Here is an 18,899-nt window from a genome sequence, read left to right on the forward strand (position 1 = left end):
CCCCGATGACGCCGACTAGAGCAGCGTCGACCAGTAGTCCCAAAAACGCACCAGGATCATCAAGACCAGCGCGGTGAACCACAACGCGACCAGCGACCACCGCCAGGTGTAGAGCGCCCGCGCGACCGTGTTCGATTCCACCGGCTGCAGCGCGATCGAGGCGACCACGACGAACAGCGGGATGGTGACCGCCCACACGCCCATGCAGTACGGGCACAGCGCGCCGATGCGGTACAGGCTCTGAAAGATCAGCCAGTGGATGAACGCCACGCCGAGCAGCGTGCCGGTGGCCAGACCGACCCAATACCACCGCGGCAGGCTCACCCTGGCCAATGCGAGCACCCCGCTCACCACCACGACGCTGAACGCGACGATGCCGATCAGCGGGTTGGGAAAGCCGAAAGCCGACGCCTGCGGAGTGATCATCACCGAACCGCACGACAGCACCGGGTTGATGCTGCACGACGGCACATAGGCGGGGTTGATCAGAATCTCGATCTTCTCGACCGTCAGCGTCAGCGCAGCGGCGAGCCCGACGACGCCGGCGAGAAGAATCCACACCGCGCTGGCCCGCCCGACCGGTACCCGGTTCGGCCCGTCGGCCGCGGGTTCACTCGGCTGGACGTCGCTGGGCGCGGCCACCGTCATCGCGTTGTTGTCGGCGGTGTGATCGACGGGGCCGGCGCAGGAGCGGGAGCGGGAGCCTGCGGCGCGGCCGCCGGCGTCGGAGCGGGAGCGGCCGGCGCAGCGCTCAGGCCCGGAATGTCGCCGACGGTTTCCTTGATCTTGGCGATCAACGCGTCGGGTGTGCTGAATTGGTAGTCCTGACCGTTGATCCGGATGGTCGGGGTGGCCTGGATGCCGGTCGCCTTGGCCAGGCCTTGCACCATCTCGGTGTAGCGGCCCTTGTTGATGCAGTCCGGAACGCCGCCCGCGGCACCGGCCTGCCGAGCGATCTCTATCAGCCGCGCGTTGTCCGGGTACACGCCCGCGCCCTCTTGGGGCTGCTGCGCGTAAAGCGCGGCGTGGAAACGACGGAACGCATCGGTGGATTCGTCGGCTACGCAGTAGGCGGCGTTCGCGGCGCGCGACGAGTATCCGTTGCCCTGCCGGTCCAGGATCGCGACCATGTAGTAGTCGGCGGCTACCGCACCGCTGTCGATCAGCTTGCTCACCGTGGGTCCGAACTGCTGCTCGAACTCGCCGCAGTGCGGGCACAGGAAGTCTTCGTACATCGACAGCACGACCTTGGGGTCGTCGCTGCCTTCCTTCTTGATCACATTGCTCGAGGCGACGCGGATGGCCTTGGCATCGCCCGACACCGGCTTCTTGTCGCCTGACATCACGATGTAGAGCACCAGTGCGACGGCGAAGACCACGACGACCGCGGTCAGCCCGATCTGGATCGCCAGGTTGCGCTTGCGGTCGGCTGCCTTCAGGTCGTAGCTGGCTTGCTTCTTCGGTTTGGTCGCCACGACGTCAAGAGTACCGGCGGCTCATCCGAGCCTTTTCACGCGCGGGCGAGATGGGCACGCAGGGCAGAGATGGTTTCGGCCATCGCCGTCGCGCTGCCGCCGCCGAGCGGGAAGAAGTTGGCAAAACCATGGATGAGCGAACCGAACTCGCGATGATCGACCGGCACCCCCGCATTTCGCAGTGCGTCCGCGTACTGCCTGTCCTCGTCGCGCAGCGGGTCGAAGCCGGCGCTCAGCAGCAGCGCAGGCGGCAGACCGGTGAAATCATCGGCCAGCAGCGGTGACACCCGCGGGTCCGAGGCGTCGATGTCCGCGCCGTCCAGGAATTGGTGGCGGCAAAAGTGCAGATCGGCCTTGGTGAGGAAGAACCCGTCGGCGAACAATGTCTGCGAACGGGTTTCGTCGCGGTAGTTGACGACCGGATAGAGCAGGAACTGCAACACCGGCGGTGGCGCGCCCTCGTCGCGCGCACGTAGCGATACGACTGCCGCGAGGTTGCCTCCTGCGCTGTCGCCGCCAACGGCCACCCGGCTCGGGTCGGCGCCCACCTCCTGGGCGTGGCTCAACGCCCAACTGAACGCGGCATATGCGTCCTCCGATCCTGCGGGCGCCTTATGCTCGGGAGCGAGCCGGTAGTCCACGGACAAGACGTGCAACGCGCCTTCGCGGCAGATGTGCCGGCACAGGTCGTCGTGCGTGTCGAGGTCACCGGTGACCTGACCACCGCCGTGGTAGAAGACCAACAGCGGTTGGCCGTCGCCGTCGGTGGGCCGGTAGTGGCGTGCCGCGATCGGCCCCGCAGGCCCCGGTATCGAGAGATTGGTCACCGAGCCGACGGCAAGGTGCCGTTTGAAGCCGGCCGCCGTCACGCGCAACTGTTGCCTGGCCACGGGGACGTCCGGACTGGCGACGAGACGGTTGAGGCCGGTGGCGGTCATGCCTGCGAGCATCAATTGCAGTGTCGTGTCCAGAGTGTTGCCGTCGATCGTGATCGAACGGCCGCCCAGCAGAAGGCGTTTGACGGGCTGCGGTATCCGGGGCAGCGACCGCATCGTCAGCCCCGCGGCGGCGTTGACGATCGGGGCCTTGGCGGGTCGAGCCGGTCCGACAGTCGTCGCCTGTCCTGGCAGACTCTGAGTCATGGCTGCTCCCTTGATCACGCTCAACGACGGTTATTCGATGCCCCAGGTTGGACTCGGCGTCTGGCAGACGCCCGCCGAAGACACCGAGCGCGCGGTGGCGACCGCACTGGAGGCCGGGTATCGGCACGTCGACACCGCCGCAGGGTACTTCAACGAGCGCGAGGTCGGTAAGTCCGTCGCAGCATCCGGCCTACCTCGCGAGGACGTCTTCGTCACCACCAAGTTGTGGAACGCCGACCAGGGCTACGACAACACGCTCGCGGCGTTCGACGCCAGCATGGAACGCCTCGGAATGGAATACCTGGATCTCTACCTGATCCATTGGCCGATGCCGGCGAAGAACCTGTTCGTCGAGACCTTCAAGGCGTTTGCGCAGCTACGCGACCAGGGCCGAATCCGGTCGATCGGGGTGAGCAACTTCGAACCCGAACACCTGCGAATGCTGGTGGACGCCACCGGAATCGTCCCAGCCGTCAACCAGATCGAGCTGCATCCGCTGCTGCAGCAGGAGGAGTTGCGGGAGGTGCACGCCCAGCTCGGCGTCGCGACCGAAGCGTGGAGCCCGCTTGGACAGGGCTCGCTGCTGAGCAATCCGACCGTCACGACCGTCGCGGATGCCCACGGCAAAACGCCAGCGCAGGCACTGATTAGGTGGCATATCCAACTCGGCAATATAGTCATCCCGAAGTCGGTGACCCCCGAGCGAATTGTGAGTAACTTCGACGTGTTCGATTTCGAGCTGAGCGAGCAGGAGATGGCGACCATCTCTTCGCTGGGCGACGGAACGCGACTGGGTCCCGATCCACGGACGTTCAACTTCACAGGATAGGTGCCATGACGCCGCCGGCTGCGATTCCCACCATCACTCTCAACGATGAGAACACGATCCCCGTCATCGGTCTTGGCGTCGGCGAGTTGTCGGACTCCGAAACCGAACAGGCCGTTTCGACGGCGCTCGAAGCCGGCTACCGGTTGATCGACACCGCGGCCGCCTACGGCAACGAGGGGGCTGTCGGCCGGGCCATCGCAGCGTCGGGTGTGCCCCGCGAGGAGCTGTTCATCACCACCAAGCTGGCCACCGCTGATCTGGGCTTCCAGTCGTCGCAGGACGCGCTGAAGGCGAGCCTTGAGCGGTTGGGTCTGGAGTATGTCGACCTGTACCTGATCCATTGGCCCGCAGGCGAGCAGGGCAAGTATGTGGACAGCTGGGGTGGCCTGATGAAGCGCAAACAGGACGGCGACACCCGCTCGATCGGTGTGGCCAACTTCCACGCAGAGCACCTTTCCGACATCATCGACCTGTCGTACTTCACGCCTGCCATCAACCAGATCGAGCTGCACCCGCTGCTGAACCAGGCCGAGCTACGGAGGGTCAACGCGGAGTACGGCATCGTCACCGAGGCCTACGGACCGCTCGGCATCGGCCAGCTGCTGGACAACCCGACGATCGGGACCGTCGCGCAGGCACACGGCAAGACACCGGCGCAGGTGCTGATCCGCTGGAGCATTCAGCTGGGCAATGTGGTCATCCCGCGCTCGGCGAACCCGGAGCGCATCAAGTCGAACCTCGACGTGTTCGACTTCGAGCTGACCGACGACGAGATGGCCACGCTGAACGGCCTCGACGACGGCACCCGCTTCCGCCCGAATCCAGACACCTACACGGGAACCTAATCGTCGGGCACGCTAACGGGCAGGACCGCGGTCGGCGGGTCAGGCAATGCCGACGCGTGAGCCAGCGCGGCGGGCCAATAGGCCAGCACCCCAGCCCATTCCCGCTGTGCCCAGGTCAGCCGACCGGTGTGGTTGACTTAGACGCCGCGATACACCTGCGTCAATTCGCGGCGACGCAGTAATCGAGTGATGTCGCCGTCGGTGCCGCCGGCGGCGAGGATCTGACGGCGCCCGACGACTCCATCCTGCACCCCGGCCAGGTGCTCGACGTGCCCGAGATGCCAAGCCCGTCGCGCCATGGTCGTTAGGGTTGCACCACAGGCCGGGTCGCGGCCAGCGCGCGACGCCCATTCTTGTGGACAACTTCGACGAGGCGGGCTTGGCGGGTTGATTACACACGCCTGGCATGAGTAATCAACCCGTTAACCGGACAGTCAACCCGTCGGGCAGGTGGCTGCCGCGTCACGCAGCGCCGTCGCCGACGGCGCATCGACCGGCAGACCGTAGCCGCGCAATACGTTTGCGAACTGCACCGCGTACTGGCACCAGAATGCGTGGTTGGGCGGCAGCCAAACCGCAGGCTCCTTGTCGCCCTTGTCCTGGTTCGCCTGGCCTTCTACCGCAATGAGATTCGCCGGGTCGTTGGCGAACCGCACGCGCATGTCGTCGGGCCAGTTGCGGGCGCCGAGGTCCCATGCCAATGCCAGCGGGACGATGTGGTCGATCTGCACCGCTGCGCCGACCTGCGCGCCGCGCGTGAACGCCACGGTCGTGTTGGTGTACGGGTCGTGCAATATGCCCGTCGCAACGGCCTTGGGACACCGCTTGATCGACACATACGTCTTGTCGACGAGATCGCGGTCGAGGATGTCGTTTCGGGTATCGCAGCCGTTGTGACCGCCCGGTGCCGGGTTGTCGTCGGTCCACGAGTCACCGAACGCATCCCGGTGATAGTCGTAGCTCCGAATTCGGAACGGCACCTCCGGGATGTCCGCGAGCACATCGACACCCGGCGCGACTGTGGGGATATCGGCCTGAGCGACGAATTGCCCACGCTCGTCCGATGTCGTCCCCTGAACGGCGACCACGACGGCCAAAGCAACCGAGAGCACCAACCACAACAGGCGGTTACGCGTCATGCCTTGTCCAGGTATTCGACCCGGTCGTTGTCGACGAATTGCGCGGCCAGCAACGCCATACCCGGATCGGCCGGGTTCTTCTCATAGAGCTCCTCGCAGAGCTCACGTGCGTCGAGGATGACACCGAGGTGCTCGGCAAGCAGCAGGAACCGCAGTGTGACGGGTCGGCCGGATTGCGTGAGCCCCAACACATCTCCCTCTTGGCGTTCGGCGAGGTCGAGGTCGGCGAGCTTGAAACCGTCCAGCGTGCCCGCGACGGCCTTCAGCCGTTGCCCGGCTTTCGAATCCTCGGGTAGCTGCGTGGCCAGCAGGCACAGGCTGGGGTGCTGGCCGCGGCCGATGCGGCCCCGGAGCTGGTGCAGCTGGCTGATCCCGAACCGGTCGGCGTCGACCACGACCATCACGGTCGCATTCGGCACATCCACGCCGACCTCAATGACGGTGGTGCACACCAGCACATCGATCTGGCCCGCGCGGAATTCGGCCATCACGGCGTCCTTCTCGTCGCTGGGTAGCCGCCCGTGCATCAAGCCCAGCCGCAAGCCTGCAAGCTGTCCCCGGCGCAGCTGATCGAACAACTTGACCACCGTGGTCGCGGGCGGACCTTGGTCGTTCTTGGCGGGCTTGTCATCCTCGTCGATCCGTGATGCGACGACATAGGCCTGCCGACCGGCGCGCACTTCTTCGACGACGCGCTGCCAGGCCCGTTCGAGCCACGCCGGCTTTTCCCTGACAAAGATCGGGTTGGTGGTGATCGGTTGGCGGCCTCGCGGAAGCTCGCGCAGCGTCGACGTTTCCAGGTCACCGTATTGAGTCAGCGCGACCGTGCGTGGAATCGGCGTCGCAGTCATCACCAGCAAGTGGGGCGTCAGTCCGTCAGGAGCCTTGGCGCGCAACGTGTCTCGCTGCTCGACGCCGAACCGGTGCTGTTCGTCGACGACCACCATGCCCAGCCGATGAAACTCGACCGACTCCTGCAGCAGCGCGTGGGTACCGATGACGAAGCCTGCTTCGCCACTCGCGATCTCGTCGCGCACCTCGCGTTTTTGCTGTGCCGACATGGATCCGGTCAGCAGCGCGATGCGAGTCGCCCGGTCCGCTCCGCCGAGTTGTCCCGCCATCGCCAAGGGGCCAAGGACATCGCGGACCGACCGAGCATGTTGGGCGGCAAGGACTTCCGTCGGCGCCAACAATGCGCATTGGTAGCCGGCATCGACCATCTGAAGCATGGCGAGGACGGAGACGATCGTCTTACCCGAACCCACCTCGCCCTGCAGCATTCTGTTCATGGGCCTGCTGGCCGCAAGCTCGGCCGTCAGCACCTCGAGCACTTCCTTTTGGCCGTCGGTCAATTCGAACGGCAGTTGTTCGCGCATCGCGGCCAGCAGACCGCCCGGTTGCGGAGGTGCGACAGGGCCGGATTCGCTCAGTTCGCTGTATCGACGCCCCACCAAGGCCCATTGCAGCCCAACCGCTTCGTCGAACCGCAGCCGTTCCTCGGCACGCTCCCGTTCAGCCGCCTTCTCGGCCAGATGGATGGCACGTAACGCCTCGTCCTCGGTTATCAGATTGCGCTGCTGCAGAACAGCTTTCGGCAACGGTTCGGTGACGGGATCGAGCACGTCGAGGACCTGGCGCACACACGCGTAGATATCCCAGCTCTGGACCTTGGAGTTCGCGGCATAGATCGGGAAGAATTCCCGCTCGAATACCGAGAGCAAGTCCTCGCCCGTCGCGTCCGACGTCGCAGCGATGGTCTTCAGAGACTTGGTGCCGAATTGCCTGCCGCTGGGCGACTCCAGCACCAGAAACGCCGGATGGGTCAATTGCATTGTCCCCTTGAAGTATCCGACCTCTCCGGACAGCATCAAGCGAGTGCCCTCGACCAGACCCCTCTTCAGATACTTGGCGTTGAAGAAGGTGGCCGTCACCTTCGGTCGGCGATCGCGCAGCGTCACAACGAGGTACTCACGCTTGGGCGCGCGGTTGGTCCACCTGGTCTCCGCCTTGGCAATGACGTCGACGAACGTGACGTGTTCACCTTCCTCGAGTTCCTCGCCCTCTTCGAGCACCGTCATGCCGTCGCTGTATTTGCGTGGGTAATGGCGCAGCAGGTCGTTGACCGTGCGCATGCCGAAGTGTTCGGCGAGCGGATCCGCGGCCTTCTTGCCGAGGACGAACTCGAGCCGGTCGGTCAACGCGGCCACGGCTACTCCACCCCGATCAGCAGCGCATCGCCGCGGTGGTCGGTGTGATAGGTCACCAGCTCGGTCCCCGGGTGATGACGATGTGCGTGCTCCTGCAACGCTTTCCCGACACTGCCGTCGACACCGGCTCCGGTCAGGACGGTCACGAGTTCACCGCCGGAGGCCAGCAGCAGATCGATCAGGCCCGCGCCGGCCTCGGTGACGTTGTTTCCGACGATCAGCACCTCGTCACCGGAGATCGCCAGCCCGTCGCCCGGCTTACACATGCCCGCCCATGTCAGCGCCTCCTCGGTGGCCACGCGGACAGAGCCGTGCCGGGCGCTCGCGGCAGCACGGGCCATGGTGTACCCGTCGTCAACGGCCTGCCGCTCGGCGTCGTGCACCGCCAGCGCCGCGAGCCCCTGAACCATCGACCCCGCAGGCACCGGCACGACGTCGATGCCCCACCCGATCGCGGCGGTGCAGCCAGCGACGAGTTCCTCGGCTGCGACATAGCCGTTGGGCAGCACCATGATCTGTGCGGCGCCGGTGTTGACGAGCGCGTGCAGCAGTTGCTTGGCGCTCACCGGCGCATCGGCTTCCTGTCGCAACACGTGTGCGCCCTCGCCGCCGAACAGTTCCGCCGCGCCGTCGCCGTCGACCACGGCCAGGACCGCCCGTTCACGGGTCCACCCGCCGGCAGGCCGGGCACCCGAACCCCCAGACAGCGAGGTGATCTGGATCCGGCTCGGCCTGCCGACCGATAACGCCGCCTCCACCGCCGCGCCGGCATCGTCGGTGTGGACGTGCACCGAGTAGTGGCCAGCACCGTCGGCCGACGCCGCGATGGCAACTGATTCGCCCAACTGGTCCAGCCGCTCGCGCAGCGTCTCGACGCGGTTGGCGTCGCAACCGCTGAGCAGGTACATCACCTCGAATTGCGGCGCGGCCGCCGCGGCGACGGCGGCGTCGGCTTGGGGCGGCGACGGCTGATAGGCATGCCGGTGCGGCGCGCGCCCGGTCAGCGTCGTGCTCATCGCGTCCAGCAGTACCAGCAGGCCACGGCCGCCTGCGTCCACCACGCCGGCCTCGGCCAGCACATCGAGTTGTCCTGTGGTCTTGTCCAACGCGACCGCCGCCGCTTCGGCTGCCGCATTCACCACGTCAGCGAGGCCTGCCCCGTCGGCGCCTGCGTGTTCGGCCGCACCCGCAGCTTCCTGCAGTACCGAGACGATGGTGCCGGGCACCGGCTCCCCCATCGACGCGACGACAAGGCCGATCGCATGCCGAAGGGCCGCTGCGAAAAGGGGGCCGTCGATGTCGGCCAGCGCTCCTCGGGTGTCAGCCGCCGCGGTGGTGACGACGTCGGCCAGGCCCCGCAAGATCTGCGAAAGGATGACGCCCGAATTGCCCCGCGCGCCGTGCAGCGCGCCCGCGGCCAGTGCTGCCGCGATCTCGGCGACGTCGTCGCTGTCGGCGTGCGTGTCGGCCTGCGCCCACGCGGAACGCATCGTGAACAGCATGTTTGTCCCGGTGTCGGCGTCCGCGACCGGGAACACATTGAGCCTGTTGATCTCGTCGGTATGGGAAATGAGGTCGCCGACGGCGGTATGTGCCCAGTCCCGCAGAGCGGAGGCATCGAGCCGCCGAGCCGACATTCAAAACCTCCCCGTGCGCCGTGCCGCCGTGGGCGCCAGCCTAGCTAGGATCGCTGACAGGCTCGTCACAACGTTCGCGCCGGTGGATGCGTTTTTGGTGTTCGATCATGTGGCCGGTATCCTGGTCAGGTTGTCGGGTTCACCTGCTGGTCTCCAGCGAGAAGCCCAGACCCCCCAAGTACTGATTCGAGGAGTTTCTAGATATGGCTGCCGTCTGCGAGATCTGCGGAAAGGGCCCCGGCTTCGGCAAGTCGGTGTCGCACTCCCATCGCCGGACCAGCCGTCGCTGGGATCCGAACATTCAGACCGTGCGCGCCGTGACCCACCCCGGCGGCAACAAGAAGCGCGTCAACGTGTGCACCTCGTGCATCAAGGCGGGCAAGGTCTCGCGCGGCTGACCGCTGGCTCACGCGGGCTGACGCGCCAAACGGACAAATAGGCGGGAAAGCCCGAGTAGACGCCGCTAAAACGTCGATTTCGGCGAGCTTCGATAACGCGGAACCTATCCGTCGGCGCCGGCAGCGCCTGCCGTGCCCGGCGTCTCACTTCCCGTAGTACTTGTGGCTGGGCCGCCCGCGCCGCCCGCGCCCCCAGGGGCACCCTTACCGCCGTGCCCGCCGGTGCCACCATCGCCGCCGAAAGCATTGCCGGAGACATCGACGGCGCCCCCGCCACCGCCTCCTGCGCCTCCCGCTTTACCGGTGCCGCTTGGCCCACCGGCGCCGCCCATGCCACCCACTGCATCGCCGGACTGGCTGCCGGCCGCGCCGCCGAAGCCGCCATCACCACCGCTTCCGCGCGAACCGCCCGCGCCGCCGAAGCCGCCGCCGCCGCCGAATGCGTTGCCGCTGTTGCTGTTACCGGATGCGGCGCCACCGCCTGCGCCCCCGCTTCCGCTGCCCTTTCCATCGCCGCCTGAGCCGCCGTTGCCGCCCACGCCCTGGCCCGACGTGCTGATGCCAATGCCGCCGAAGCCGCCGGCACCGCCGTCGCCGCTAACAGTCGCATTGCCGCCGTCGCCACCGGAGCCGCCGAACGCATTGTCGGTTTTACTGAGGCCCTCGCCGCCGGGCCCGCCGTCGCCACCACCTCCGCGCGCACTGTCACCGCCGTCACCGCCGTGGCCGCCCTGGGCTTCGCCGTTGGTGCTGTCGCCCAGCCCACCAAAGCCGCCCGCACCGCCCGCGCCGCCAAACAGCCCGGACTTGCCACCGTCGCCGCCTCCGCCGCCGCGGCCAATACCGTCGACAGTGATCCCCTGGCCGCCGTCGCCGCCGGCACCGCCGTTGCCGAAGAGCAGGCCGCCTGCGCCCCCGCTACCGCCGCTGCGCCCGCGTGCGTCGGCCGTGGTCTCCAGGTCATCGCCACCGCGTCCACCGGCGCCGCCGTTGCCGATGAGTCCCGCGTGCCCGCCGTTGCCGCCCTGCTGTCCGGCTGCTCCGTCGCCGCCTTTGCCGCCGTTACCGAAGAAGAGGCCGCCGTTGCCGCCATCTTGGCCGGGGCCACCGTCGGCGCCGTTGCCGAAGAGAATGCCGCCGTTCTGGCCGGGCAGCACGCCGTTGCCGATCAGGAATCCGCCCGGCCCGATCAGCCCGAGGAACGCCGTCGATCCGCCGAGAGGCACCAGCGGCGCGAAGGCCGGGGCAAATGCTGACGATCCGCCGGACGACGGTGTCACCGACGCCGACAGGTCAGCTGGCGCGAAGAACAGGCTTGGATTGGAAGTAGCTGCGCCGGTTGGGCTTTCGGCTCTCCGCGCAGCGGAGCCGTCCGAAGCCGGCGCTGCGGTGTCGACCGAAGCCGGCGCTGCGGTGTCGACCGCTCCGCCCGCAGAGCCCAGATACGACAACGCCGCCGAAAACAACTTGTTCGGTGTGACGGCCGCCGCCAACATTGGGTCCGGCGTCGTGACGACGCTCCGCACAGGAACAGGCGTCGACACTGACTCGGTTCGGACCTGGCTGGCTGCGGCGCCGCTCGCGACGAGCACACCCGTGGCGAGCGCAGCGGTAATAGTGCGGTGTGTGGCCATTGGTACGCCCCCTCCTCTAGACGGCGGCGAGCGGCACAGTCACTGCTCCGCTGCCAAACCTTGAATGGGCAAACACTACGAGGCGGCTTGGCAAGGTGTCTTTCGGTCGTTTCAGTCACTGAAACGGCCGTCGGACCCCCTGGCGGCTGAGCGGCCCATCGTCGGCGGCTATTGCGTTGAATGCCCGCAGAAGTGCACGCAGAACTTCGCGCGAATTGGCGCGGCCGACCTGCAGCGTGACGCCGATGACGGCGAGCGTGTCCGTGGTGCTTGGCAATAGCGCCGCCGCGCAACTCCATCCGCGAGTGCTCTGCTCGGACTCCACGGCGAATCCGTCTCTGCGTACTCGATCCACGGTGGCCGACAACTCGCTCACCTCGCGCAGTGAATTCGGGGTCGACGGCGCCATCCCGCGGCGGGCAACCTGTTCAAATAATTCGGGCCGCTGCGCCAACGCCAGATGCCCTCCGGCGGTATTCGCCAACATCGCCGAGGTGCCTGGTGCGGGCCAGAGCGCCCGCGCAGCTGCCACAAGGCCTTTGTCGCACACCATCACAACCGGCTGCACCTTGTCCACTTCACGTCCGGCGGTCAGCCACGCAGCCCCTCCGTATGCCGCATGCAGGTCCTCGAGTACCGGAATATAACGCTCGAAATCTCTTTGTAGAGAAGCCGTTTCGCCCAGCCGACTCAAGGCAGGGCCTAGCGCGTAGCCGCGGTCGGTGCGCTTCAGGAGCTCGCGTGCCACCAGGTTGTTGACGATGCGATGCGTGGTCGGCTTGGGAATCCCTGTTATGTAGGCCAATTCGGCTAGTGACACCGGCGGCCCGTGCGCGGCGACGGCCTCGATGACAGCGAAGGCGCGGCCGACCATGGTGCGGTCGTCGGATACAACCTCACCTGCCACGTCGGTTCGACTCCCGCTTGATGATGCGTCGTTTCAATGAGCGAAACGATCCACAGAGATTCTGACAGACAACTCGTACAGTTTGCTCAGTTTGACAACAGGGAGGGTTTGCTGTGAAAAGCCTTGGAATTCACTGTAGGTGGCATGTCCGAGGGAGTAGCGCCTTCGTTCGCCGATCACACCGATTCGCGGCTGCTGCCGCGGTCATCGTCGCGGTTAGCGTTGTCAGCTTCAATGCGGCCGAGACCGCCGACGCCAAGCCAAAACCGCCGGCCGGAGTGAATGACTACTACGGCTGCATCAGTGACCAGATCCAACAGGTCAAGAAGAAGAATGGCGGCAGCTACACAGCGAGGGACATGTACAACGCTCGATTCGATTGCTGCATCACGCTTGGAGGCACGTCTAACCCAGGGCCGGATGCCAACGATCCTCTGATTGGCGCGACATGCACATTGCCTGATGGGTCCGTCGCACGCCCCGACGATCAGTCTTCCGGAGGTCCGCCTCTACCGGGAGCGACGGTGGTACTGCCTCCCGGAGTCGACACACGCGCTGGGATTCAGTAACGAATCAGGGAAGGCGCCAGTCGATCGGTTCGGCGCCCATCTTCTCCAACAACTCGTTCGCCCGGCTGAAGGGTCGCGAGCCAAAGAACCCGCGCGATGCCGACAGCGGCGACGGATGCGGCGACTCGATCGCCACGCAGTCTTCACCCTCGAGCCATGGCTTGAGTGTCGACGCGTCGCGGCCCCACAAGACCGCAACCAGCGGCTGCTGACGCGCCACCAGCGCCCGGATCGCACATTCGGTGACGGCCTCCCACCCCTTGCCGCGATGCGACGCCGGAGTACCAGGCCGCACGGTGAGCACCCTGTTCAGCAGCATCACGCCCCGCTGCGCCCACGGCGACAGGTCGCCGTTGGCAGGCGGCGGAAACCCCAGGTCCTTGCCGTACTCGGCGAAGATGTTGTCCAGGCTGCGCGGCAGCGGCCGCACGTGGGGCGCGACCGAGAAGCTCAACCCGACGGCATGGCCCGGTGTCGGGTACGGATCCTGCCCGACGATCAGCACCCGCACCTGGTCGAACGGAAAGGTAAAGGCGCGCAACACGTTCGGACCTTCAGGCAGGTAACGGTGGCCCGCCGCGATCTCGGCACGCAGAAACTCGCCCATCGCCGCGACGTTCGGCGCGACCGGCTCCAGCGCGGCGGCCCAGCCCTCTTCGACGAGTTCGGTCAGCGGACGTGCGGTCATGACTCGTCAACCTAGCGTGCGCGGGGGTCGCTCAGAACGACTCCCAACCCGTGTCGCCGTGCCATTGCTCACCATCCAGCAGAACGCGGGGTGCACCGCCCAGCACGCTGCCGATCGTGGCCCAGCCGGTCGGCGGTTCGCCGGAAAACGTCGCGACCAACGCGTGGTCCTCACCCCCGGCAAGCACCCACGCCCACGGGTCCATCGCCGTCGCGGCGGCTGCGGCCGAGAGTGCGTCACGGTATGACCCAAGCGCATCACCCGACAGATCGATGCCGACCCCCGAGGCTTTCGCAATGTGTCCGAGGTCGGCGACGAGGCCGTCGGAGATGTCGGTCATCGCGGTGGCGCCGGCTTCGGCGGCGACGCGACCCTGCCCGTACGGTGGCTCGGGCACAAGATGACGACGACGCAAGGCCTCGAAGCCCTCAATGCCGTTGCGCAGCAACGCATATCCAGCTGCAGACCAGCCCAGGTCGCCCACCACCGCGACAGTGTCACCGACTGAAGCTCCGTCGAGCCGTACCGCTGGACGCCCTGCCAGATCCCCCAGCGCGGTCACCGAGATCACCCACTGCGGAGCGCTCACCAGATCACCACCGACAATGCCCGCGCCGAGCAGCCCTGCCTCGTGCCACATACCGTCGGCCAGTTCGATCGCCAGCTGTGTCGGCGTATCACCGGGCGCGCCGAAGGCGACGACGAAAGCGGTGGTGGTAGCGCCCATCGCCTCGATGTCGGCGGCGTTCTGAGCGATGGCCTTTCGCCCGATCTCGTGCGGGGAGGACCAGTCCAGCCGGAAATGTTTTCCCTCGACCAGCATGTCGGTGGAGACCACCACGCGGGCATCGGCAGCGCTGACAACCGCCGCGTCGTCTCCTGGGCCCAACTGCACCGTTTCGGGCTGACGCCTGCCCGCGACCAACCGGTCGATGACGGCGAACTCCCCCACGCCGGCCAGGGTCTCGGCCTCGTCGCTCGCCATGTCACCTCCCCGGGGCTGCGGTACGTTTGGGCCCTGCGGCCAGCAGTCTATGCAGCGAGATGGAGGGGAACCGGGTGGTCGAGGCTTTCATGCTGATCCAGACCGAGGTGGGCCGCGCCGAGGTCGTCGCCAAGCAACTCGCCGCGCTGCCTGGCGTGTTGTCCTCGGAATACGTCACAGGTCCCTACGACGTGGTGGCCCGAATCGGCGCCGACACGCTGGCCGACCTGCAGGCCGACATCGTTCCGAGCGTGCAGCAGGTCACCGGCATCACCCGCACGCTGACCTGCCCGATCGCCAACGGGGTCGGCCCTTAGAGTTTGGGCCGTGGATGCCGAGACCCGCGACGGGCCCCCGCGGGCGCTACTGATCGCGGCGCTGGTGGTTGCGGTCGGGACGATGGTCGGCATCCTCGTCGTCGCCGCGCTGCGGCAGTCGCCGCCCGGCCAGCAGCCCGTCGCGATCGCATCGGTGCCCGCACCCAAGGGTGACAGCGCCGAATGCCGAGCGCTTCTAGGCGCGCTTCCGGCCCAACTGGGTGACTATCGTCGTGCCCCGGCGCTACAGCCTGCGCCAGCAGGGGCGGCTGCCTGGACGGCGGGCGGCGAAGCGGTGATTCTGCGCTGCGGCCTTGACCGGCCTGCCGAGTTCGTCGTCGGCTCTCCGCTCCAAGTGGTCGACGCCGTGCAGTGGTTCGAGCTGGCCGATCAAGGCCGCAGCACATGGTTCGCCGTTGACCGGTCGGTGTATGTGGCGCTGACTCTGCCGCAGGGCTCCGGACCGACACCGATACAGGAGATCTCGGACGTCATTGCAAAAGCATTGCCCGCGAAGCCGATTGATCCCGCACCGGCGCGGTAGTACGTGCCTAAAGTCGGCAGGCGAAGTCGTTCAGCGGCTATCAAGTTCCAGCACAATGTAATCGAAGTTGTCACTGGACTGCTCGCCGAACAGTTCGGCGGGCGACCGCACTTGTCGCAGACGGCATAGCGGCTCGTGACCGCGCCAGCGTCATGATTCGACGCCATGATTCGACGCGGTGTCGTCGTGCCGAAGTCCGAATCTCCGTCTACGACCGTGGTAGGAGGCCGGTATCGACCGCAGCATGATGTACGGCGGCCACGAATCCTTCTACGATGGCACGATGCTGGGTGCGGTGATGCGCCACGTGCGCGATACTCTGCGCAAACGGGGTGAGCTGATTCCGCTTGGCTACAACTGGCCGTTCGTCATCGCCATCGACGTCACCCTGGTCACCACCGTGGTCATCGCAACGCTGCAGCGGCCCGCTGCCGATCTGCTGGTGGCGCTGCTCGGCGTCACGGTGGCCCTCTTCCCATTCGCGCTGTTCTTCGTCTTCGGCGTCAAGTGGGTAGCCGATGTGGTCGGCATTGCTTGGACGGCATCGGCCGCGATCCTCCTGTTCGCCACGGCGACACCGGTTCCGACCGACTTCGCCCCGCTGATACTTGCGCTGATGATCGGCGAGGTCGGAGCCATCTCGACGGCCGTCGCGGGTTTCATTGCCACCGCATCGGCCACCGCTCTGCTGCTTCTCGCCTCGGCGCTCGACCGCCTCGACTCGGTTGCCCTGTACCTCGGCATCGTCGGAATGGCCTGGCTGGTCGGCTATCTCATGCGCACTCAGCAGCAGTTGCTGCTCGAACAGCAGCAGGCGCAGGCACAGTTGGCCGAGCACGCCGCAGCCGATGAGCGCAGACGCATTGCCCGCGAAGTACACGATGTCATCGCCCACTCTTTGTCGGTCACGCTTCTTCATGTCACCGGTGCACGGCGCGGGCTGCAACAGGACCGCGACGTCGACGATGCGGTCGAGGCGCTCGAACAAGCCGAGCAGCTTGGTCGGCAGGCAATGTCGGACATCCGTCGCACTGTTGGGCTACTCGACGGCGCTCCGATGAAGCTGGCTCCCGAACCCACCGTGGCCGACATCAGCGGCCTCGTCGACGATTTCGTTCGCGCGGGTCTGGCGATCGATCTCGACATCGACGGGCGACTAGACCGCGTCTCGGCCGCTATCGGGCTGGCGCTGTATCGCATCACGCAGGAATCGTTGGCCAACATCGCCAAGCACTCCCCTGATTCGCGGTCCACGGTGAGGTTGGCCATCGCACGCGCGTCGGCGACGCTGACCATCGCGAATCGACTGCCCGCACCTGTGGTCGCCACGAGTGCCTGTGAAGGACGGGGCCTTCGGGGCATGCGGCAACGCGTTGAGCTACTCGGCGGCACCATCGACATCGGGCCGTCCGACGACGGCTGGCTGGTACGCGCCGACATTCCGCTGCCCGACGCCGACTCCGTGCACTTTCCGCCGTGGTGTACCCGGTGAACGACGACCCATTCGACGTCGCCGTGCTGCTGGTCGACGATCAGGATCTGGTGCGCTCCGGCCTGCGCCGAATCCTGCGCCGCAAGGACGGTTTCACGATCGTCGCCGAATGCTCCGACGGCGACGAAGTGTCCGACGCCGTCGCGAAGCACCGACCCGACGTCGTCGTGATGGATCTGCGGATGAAACGCGTCGGCGGCATCGAAGCGACGGCCAGACTGGCGGCCGACGGCGGTCCGCCGGTGCTCGCGCTGACCACCTTCAACGACGACGAGTTGCTGTCGGGCGCATTGCGTGCCGGCGCGGCCGGCTTCGTGCTCAAGGACTCGTCGGCCGAGGAACTCATCCGCGCCGTCCGAGCGGTCGCGCGCGGTGACAGCTATTTGGACCCGGCGGTCACCGCGCGCGTACTCGCCACCTACCGCAACGCGGCAGCGCCCTCACCCGTCAAGCCGGTCGCGGATGTCACCGCACGCGAACTCGACGTGCTGACGCTGATTGCGAAGGGGTGCTCCAACGCCGAGATCGCCGACGCGTTGGGCATTTCCAACGTCACCGTGAAGAGCCACATCGGCCGCATCTTCGTCAAGCTCGATCTGCGCGACCGCGCCGCGGCGATCGTGTACGCCTACGACCATGGCATCGTCACGCCGCGCTGAGCTTCACAGTCGCGACATTTCGCGCGCCATCGCGGCGTCCTCGATGAACGGTTCCCGATGTCCGTGCACAGGACCGGGCTTTGGCGGGCGCGGGGCGCCGCGGAAGGCGTGCGTGACAAGGCGGGCCACTTCGGCCAGCCAGCGTCGAATGTTGGTGTGCGGTACCGGCGTAGCGATTGCCCATGTCATGCTTTGACGCTAGAAAATCGGCACCGGACACACATCGTGCCCAAGTCCGGTCTTTGGTGTCCTACGGCGGTAGGAGCCGCTGCCGCCTACGGCAGGATGTTCAGCGCAGGCCGGTGCCGCGCCGCAGTGCCGTTTCGACCATGGTGGTCAACAGCGTCGGATAGTCGACGCCGCTGGCCGCCCACATCCGCGGGTACATCGAGATGGTGGTGAAACCGGGCATGGTGTTGATCTCGTTCACCACCGGCCCCTCGTCTGTGAGAAAGAAGTCGACGCGCGCCAGGCCCTGGCAATCAACGGCGTTGAAGGCCCGAATAGCCAACTGCCGCACCGTGTCTGCCAGCTCGTCATCGATCTTGGCGGGCACGTCGAGCTCTGCGGCGTCGTCGAGGTACTTGGTCTCGAAATCGTAGAAGCCATCCTCACGGCCGCGCACGCCCGCGACCCGAATCTCGCCGACCGTGCTGGCCTCGATTCTGCCGTCGGGGAATTCCAGTACGCCGCACTCCAATTCGCGTCCCGGTATGGCCGCTTCGACGATCACCTTCGGATCATGCCTGCGGGCCAACTCAATTGCGGCAGGCAGCTGGTCCCACGCCGTGACGCGGCTGACACCGATGGACGAGCCGCCGCGTGCGGGTTTGACGAACACCGGCAGTCCGAGCCGCTCGCGGTCCTCGAGTTCGACGGTGTCCTGGCGCGGCCGCAGCACGACATGCTCGCCGACCGGCAGTCCCTCGGCCAGCAGCAGCTTCTTGGTGAATTCCTTGTCCATTCCCGTCGCGCTGGCCAGGACACCCGCTCCGACATACGGCACACCGGCGAGCTCGAGCAACCCCTGGATGGTGCCGTCCTCTCCATACGGGCCGTGCAGGACGGGAAACACCACGTCGACCGCTTCGAGCATCTCGCCACCCTGACCGAGGGACAGCAGCTGACCGCCGCGAACCGGGTCGGCGGGCAACGCCAGTTCGGCGCCTGATGCCGCACTGACCTCGGGCAGCCGGCCGTCGGTGATCGCGAGCGTTTCGGGGCGACCGTCGGTCAGCACCCACGATCCGCCGGGCGTGATGCCCACCGCGACCACCTCGAACCGTTCCGGGTCGAGGTTGCGCAGGATGCTGCCAGCGGAAACGCACGATATCGCGTGCTCGGAGCTGCGCCCGCCGTACACGACAGCGACGCGGATGCGTCCGGTTGGACCGGACTGGTGGGCAGTCACAACCTAGAGAGGCTACCGCTC

Annotated in this window: 20 protein-coding genes; 7 read left to right on the forward strand and 13 right to left on the reverse strand. The window is 66.7% G+C overall.

From position 1 onward, the window contains the following. Positions 1-15 precede the first annotated feature (15 nt). From GGC64_RS04530 to GGC64_RS04540, 3 genes are read right to left on the reverse strand one after another with little or no spacing between them, the layout of a single operon-like run. Positions 16-648: a vitamin K epoxide reductase family protein gene (locus GGC64_RS04530; protein ID WP_192721240.1), complete on the reverse strand. Its 633-nt coding sequence runs from the start codon at positions 646-648 to the stop codon at positions 16-18. Next, positions 645-1,475, reverse strand: a complete 831-nt coding sequence (locus GGC64_RS04535) for a DsbA family protein (protein ID WP_192721241.1) — start codon at positions 1,473-1,475, stop codon at positions 645-647. Before GGC64_RS04535 ends, GGC64_RS04530 begins: the two co-directional genes overlap by 4 nt. Positions 1,476-1,510: 35 nt before the next feature. Continuing rightward, positions 1,511-2,617, reverse strand: a complete 1,107-nt coding sequence (locus tag GGC64_RS04540) for an alpha/beta hydrolase (protein ID WP_192721242.1) — start codon at positions 2,615-2,617, stop codon at positions 1,511-1,513. On the opposite strand from GGC64_RS04540, the gene GGC64_RS04545 reads away from it, so the two are divergent. Further along, positions 2,616-3,446, forward strand: a complete 831-nt coding sequence (locus GGC64_RS04545; protein ID WP_192721243.1) for an aldo/keto reductase — start codon at positions 2,616-2,618, stop codon at positions 3,444-3,446. The genes GGC64_RS04540 and GGC64_RS04545 overlap by 2 nt on opposite strands. A gap of 5 nt (positions 3,447-3,451) precedes the next feature. Further along, positions 3,452-4,291 (forward strand): aldo/keto reductase, encoded by an 840-nt coding sequence (locus GGC64_RS04550; RefSeq protein ID WP_192721244.1) that lies wholly within the window; start codon positions 3,452-3,454, stop codon positions 4,289-4,291. A 137-nt stretch (positions 4,292-4,428) separates the two neighbouring features. Here the strand turns inward: GGC64_RS04550 and GGC64_RS34555 are convergent, their stop codons facing one another. The 4 genes from GGC64_RS34555 to GGC64_RS04570 all read right to left on the reverse strand — a co-directional run bounded on the left by GGC64_RS34555 (position 4,429) and on the right by GGC64_RS04570 (position 9,274). Beyond that, complete coding sequence (locus GGC64_RS34555; protein WP_225951163.1) at positions 4,429-4,590, reverse strand: hypothetical protein; 162 nt, start codon at positions 4,588-4,590, stop codon at positions 4,429-4,431. Between the two features lie 135 nt (positions 4,591-4,725). Then, positions 4,726-5,430 (reverse strand): HNH endonuclease family protein, encoded by a 705-nt coding sequence (locus GGC64_RS04560; protein WP_192721245.1) that lies wholly within the window; start codon positions 5,428-5,430, stop codon positions 4,726-4,728. Then, complete coding sequence (recG, locus tag GGC64_RS04565) at positions 5,427-7,637, reverse strand: ATP-dependent DNA helicase RecG (RefSeq protein ID WP_192721246.1); 2,211 nt, start codon at positions 7,635-7,637, stop codon at positions 5,427-5,429. The genes GGC64_RS04560 and recG overlap by 4 nt, the downstream gene beginning before the upstream one ends. Before the next feature lie 2 nt (positions 7,638-7,639). Next, complete coding sequence (locus GGC64_RS04570) at positions 7,640-9,274, reverse strand: DAK2 domain-containing protein (RefSeq protein WP_192721247.1); 1,635 nt, start codon at positions 9,272-9,274, stop codon at positions 7,640-7,642. A gap of 203 nt (positions 9,275-9,477) precedes the next feature. On the opposite strand from GGC64_RS04570, the gene rpmB reads away from it, so the two are divergent. Beyond that, a complete protein-coding gene (rpmB, locus tag GGC64_RS04575; protein WP_015306200.1) occupies positions 9,478-9,672 on the forward strand; it encodes a 50S ribosomal protein L28 in 195 nt (64 codons plus the stop codon). A 104-nt stretch (positions 9,673-9,776) separates the two neighbouring features. Here the strand turns inward: rpmB and GGC64_RS35125 are convergent, their stop codons facing one another. The 4 genes from GGC64_RS35125 to GGC64_RS04595 all read right to left on the reverse strand — a co-directional run bounded on the left by GGC64_RS35125 (position 9,777) and on the right by GGC64_RS04595 (position 14,455). Beyond that, positions 9,777-11,306: a PGRS repeat-containing protein gene (locus GGC64_RS35125; protein ID WP_192721248.1), complete on the reverse strand. Its 1,530-nt coding sequence runs from the start codon at positions 11,304-11,306 to the stop codon at positions 9,777-9,779. Between the two features lie 115 nt (positions 11,307-11,421). Continuing rightward, complete coding sequence (locus GGC64_RS04585) at positions 11,422-12,213, reverse strand: helix-turn-helix domain-containing protein (RefSeq protein ID WP_192721249.1); 792 nt, start codon at positions 12,211-12,213, stop codon at positions 11,422-11,424. A 573-nt stretch (positions 12,214-12,786) separates the two neighbouring features. Then, positions 12,787-13,470: a uracil-DNA glycosylase gene (locus GGC64_RS04590; protein WP_192721250.1), complete on the reverse strand. Its 684-nt coding sequence runs from the start codon at positions 13,468-13,470 to the stop codon at positions 12,787-12,789. Between the two features lie 31 nt (positions 13,471-13,501). Further along, positions 13,502-14,455: a thiamine-phosphate kinase gene (locus GGC64_RS04595; RefSeq protein ID WP_192721251.1), complete on the reverse strand. Its 954-nt coding sequence runs from the start codon at positions 14,453-14,455 to the stop codon at positions 13,502-13,504. 74 nt (positions 14,456-14,529) lie between these two features. On the opposite strand from GGC64_RS04595, the gene GGC64_RS04600 reads away from it, so the two are divergent. The 4 genes from GGC64_RS04600 (at position 14,530) to GGC64_RS04615 (ending at position 17,467) form a co-directional block, all read left to right on the forward strand. Further along, a complete protein-coding gene (locus GGC64_RS04600) occupies positions 14,530-14,772 on the forward strand; it encodes an Lrp/AsnC ligand binding domain-containing protein (protein WP_192721252.1) in 243 nt (80 codons plus the stop codon). A gap of 10 nt (positions 14,773-14,782) precedes the next feature. After that, positions 14,783-15,316 (forward strand): DUF3515 domain-containing protein, encoded by a 534-nt coding sequence (locus tag GGC64_RS04605; protein WP_192721253.1) that lies wholly within the window; start codon positions 14,783-14,785, stop codon positions 15,314-15,316. A gap of 283 nt (positions 15,317-15,599) precedes the next feature. Continuing rightward, entirely contained in the window at positions 15,600-16,808 is a 1,209-nt protein-coding gene (locus GGC64_RS04610; protein ID WP_192722394.1) for a histidine kinase, read from the forward strand. After that, positions 16,805-17,467, forward strand: a complete 663-nt coding sequence (locus tag GGC64_RS04615; RefSeq protein ID WP_192721254.1) for a response regulator transcription factor — start codon at positions 16,805-16,807, stop codon at positions 17,465-17,467. Before GGC64_RS04610 ends, GGC64_RS04615 begins: the two co-directional genes overlap by 4 nt. Positions 17,468-17,470: 3 nt before the next feature. Here GGC64_RS04615 and GGC64_RS04620 read toward each other — a convergent pair whose 3' ends face one another. Beyond that, positions 17,471-17,656, reverse strand: coding sequence for a hypothetical protein (locus GGC64_RS04620; RefSeq protein ID WP_192721255.1), 186 nt, complete (start codon positions 17,654-17,656; stop codon positions 17,471-17,473). 100 nt (positions 17,657-17,756) lie between these two features. After that, positions 17,757-18,878: a D-alanine--D-alanine ligase family protein gene (locus tag GGC64_RS04625; protein WP_192721256.1), complete on the reverse strand. Its 1,122-nt coding sequence runs from the start codon at positions 18,876-18,878 to the stop codon at positions 17,757-17,759. Between the last annotated feature and the right edge of the window lie 21 nt (positions 18,879-18,899).

Origin of the sequence: Mycobacterium sp. OAS707 (assembly GCF_014873705.1) — a bacterium.
Lineage (GTDB): Bacteria > Actinomycetota > Actinomycetes > Mycobacteriales > Mycobacteriaceae > Mycobacterium.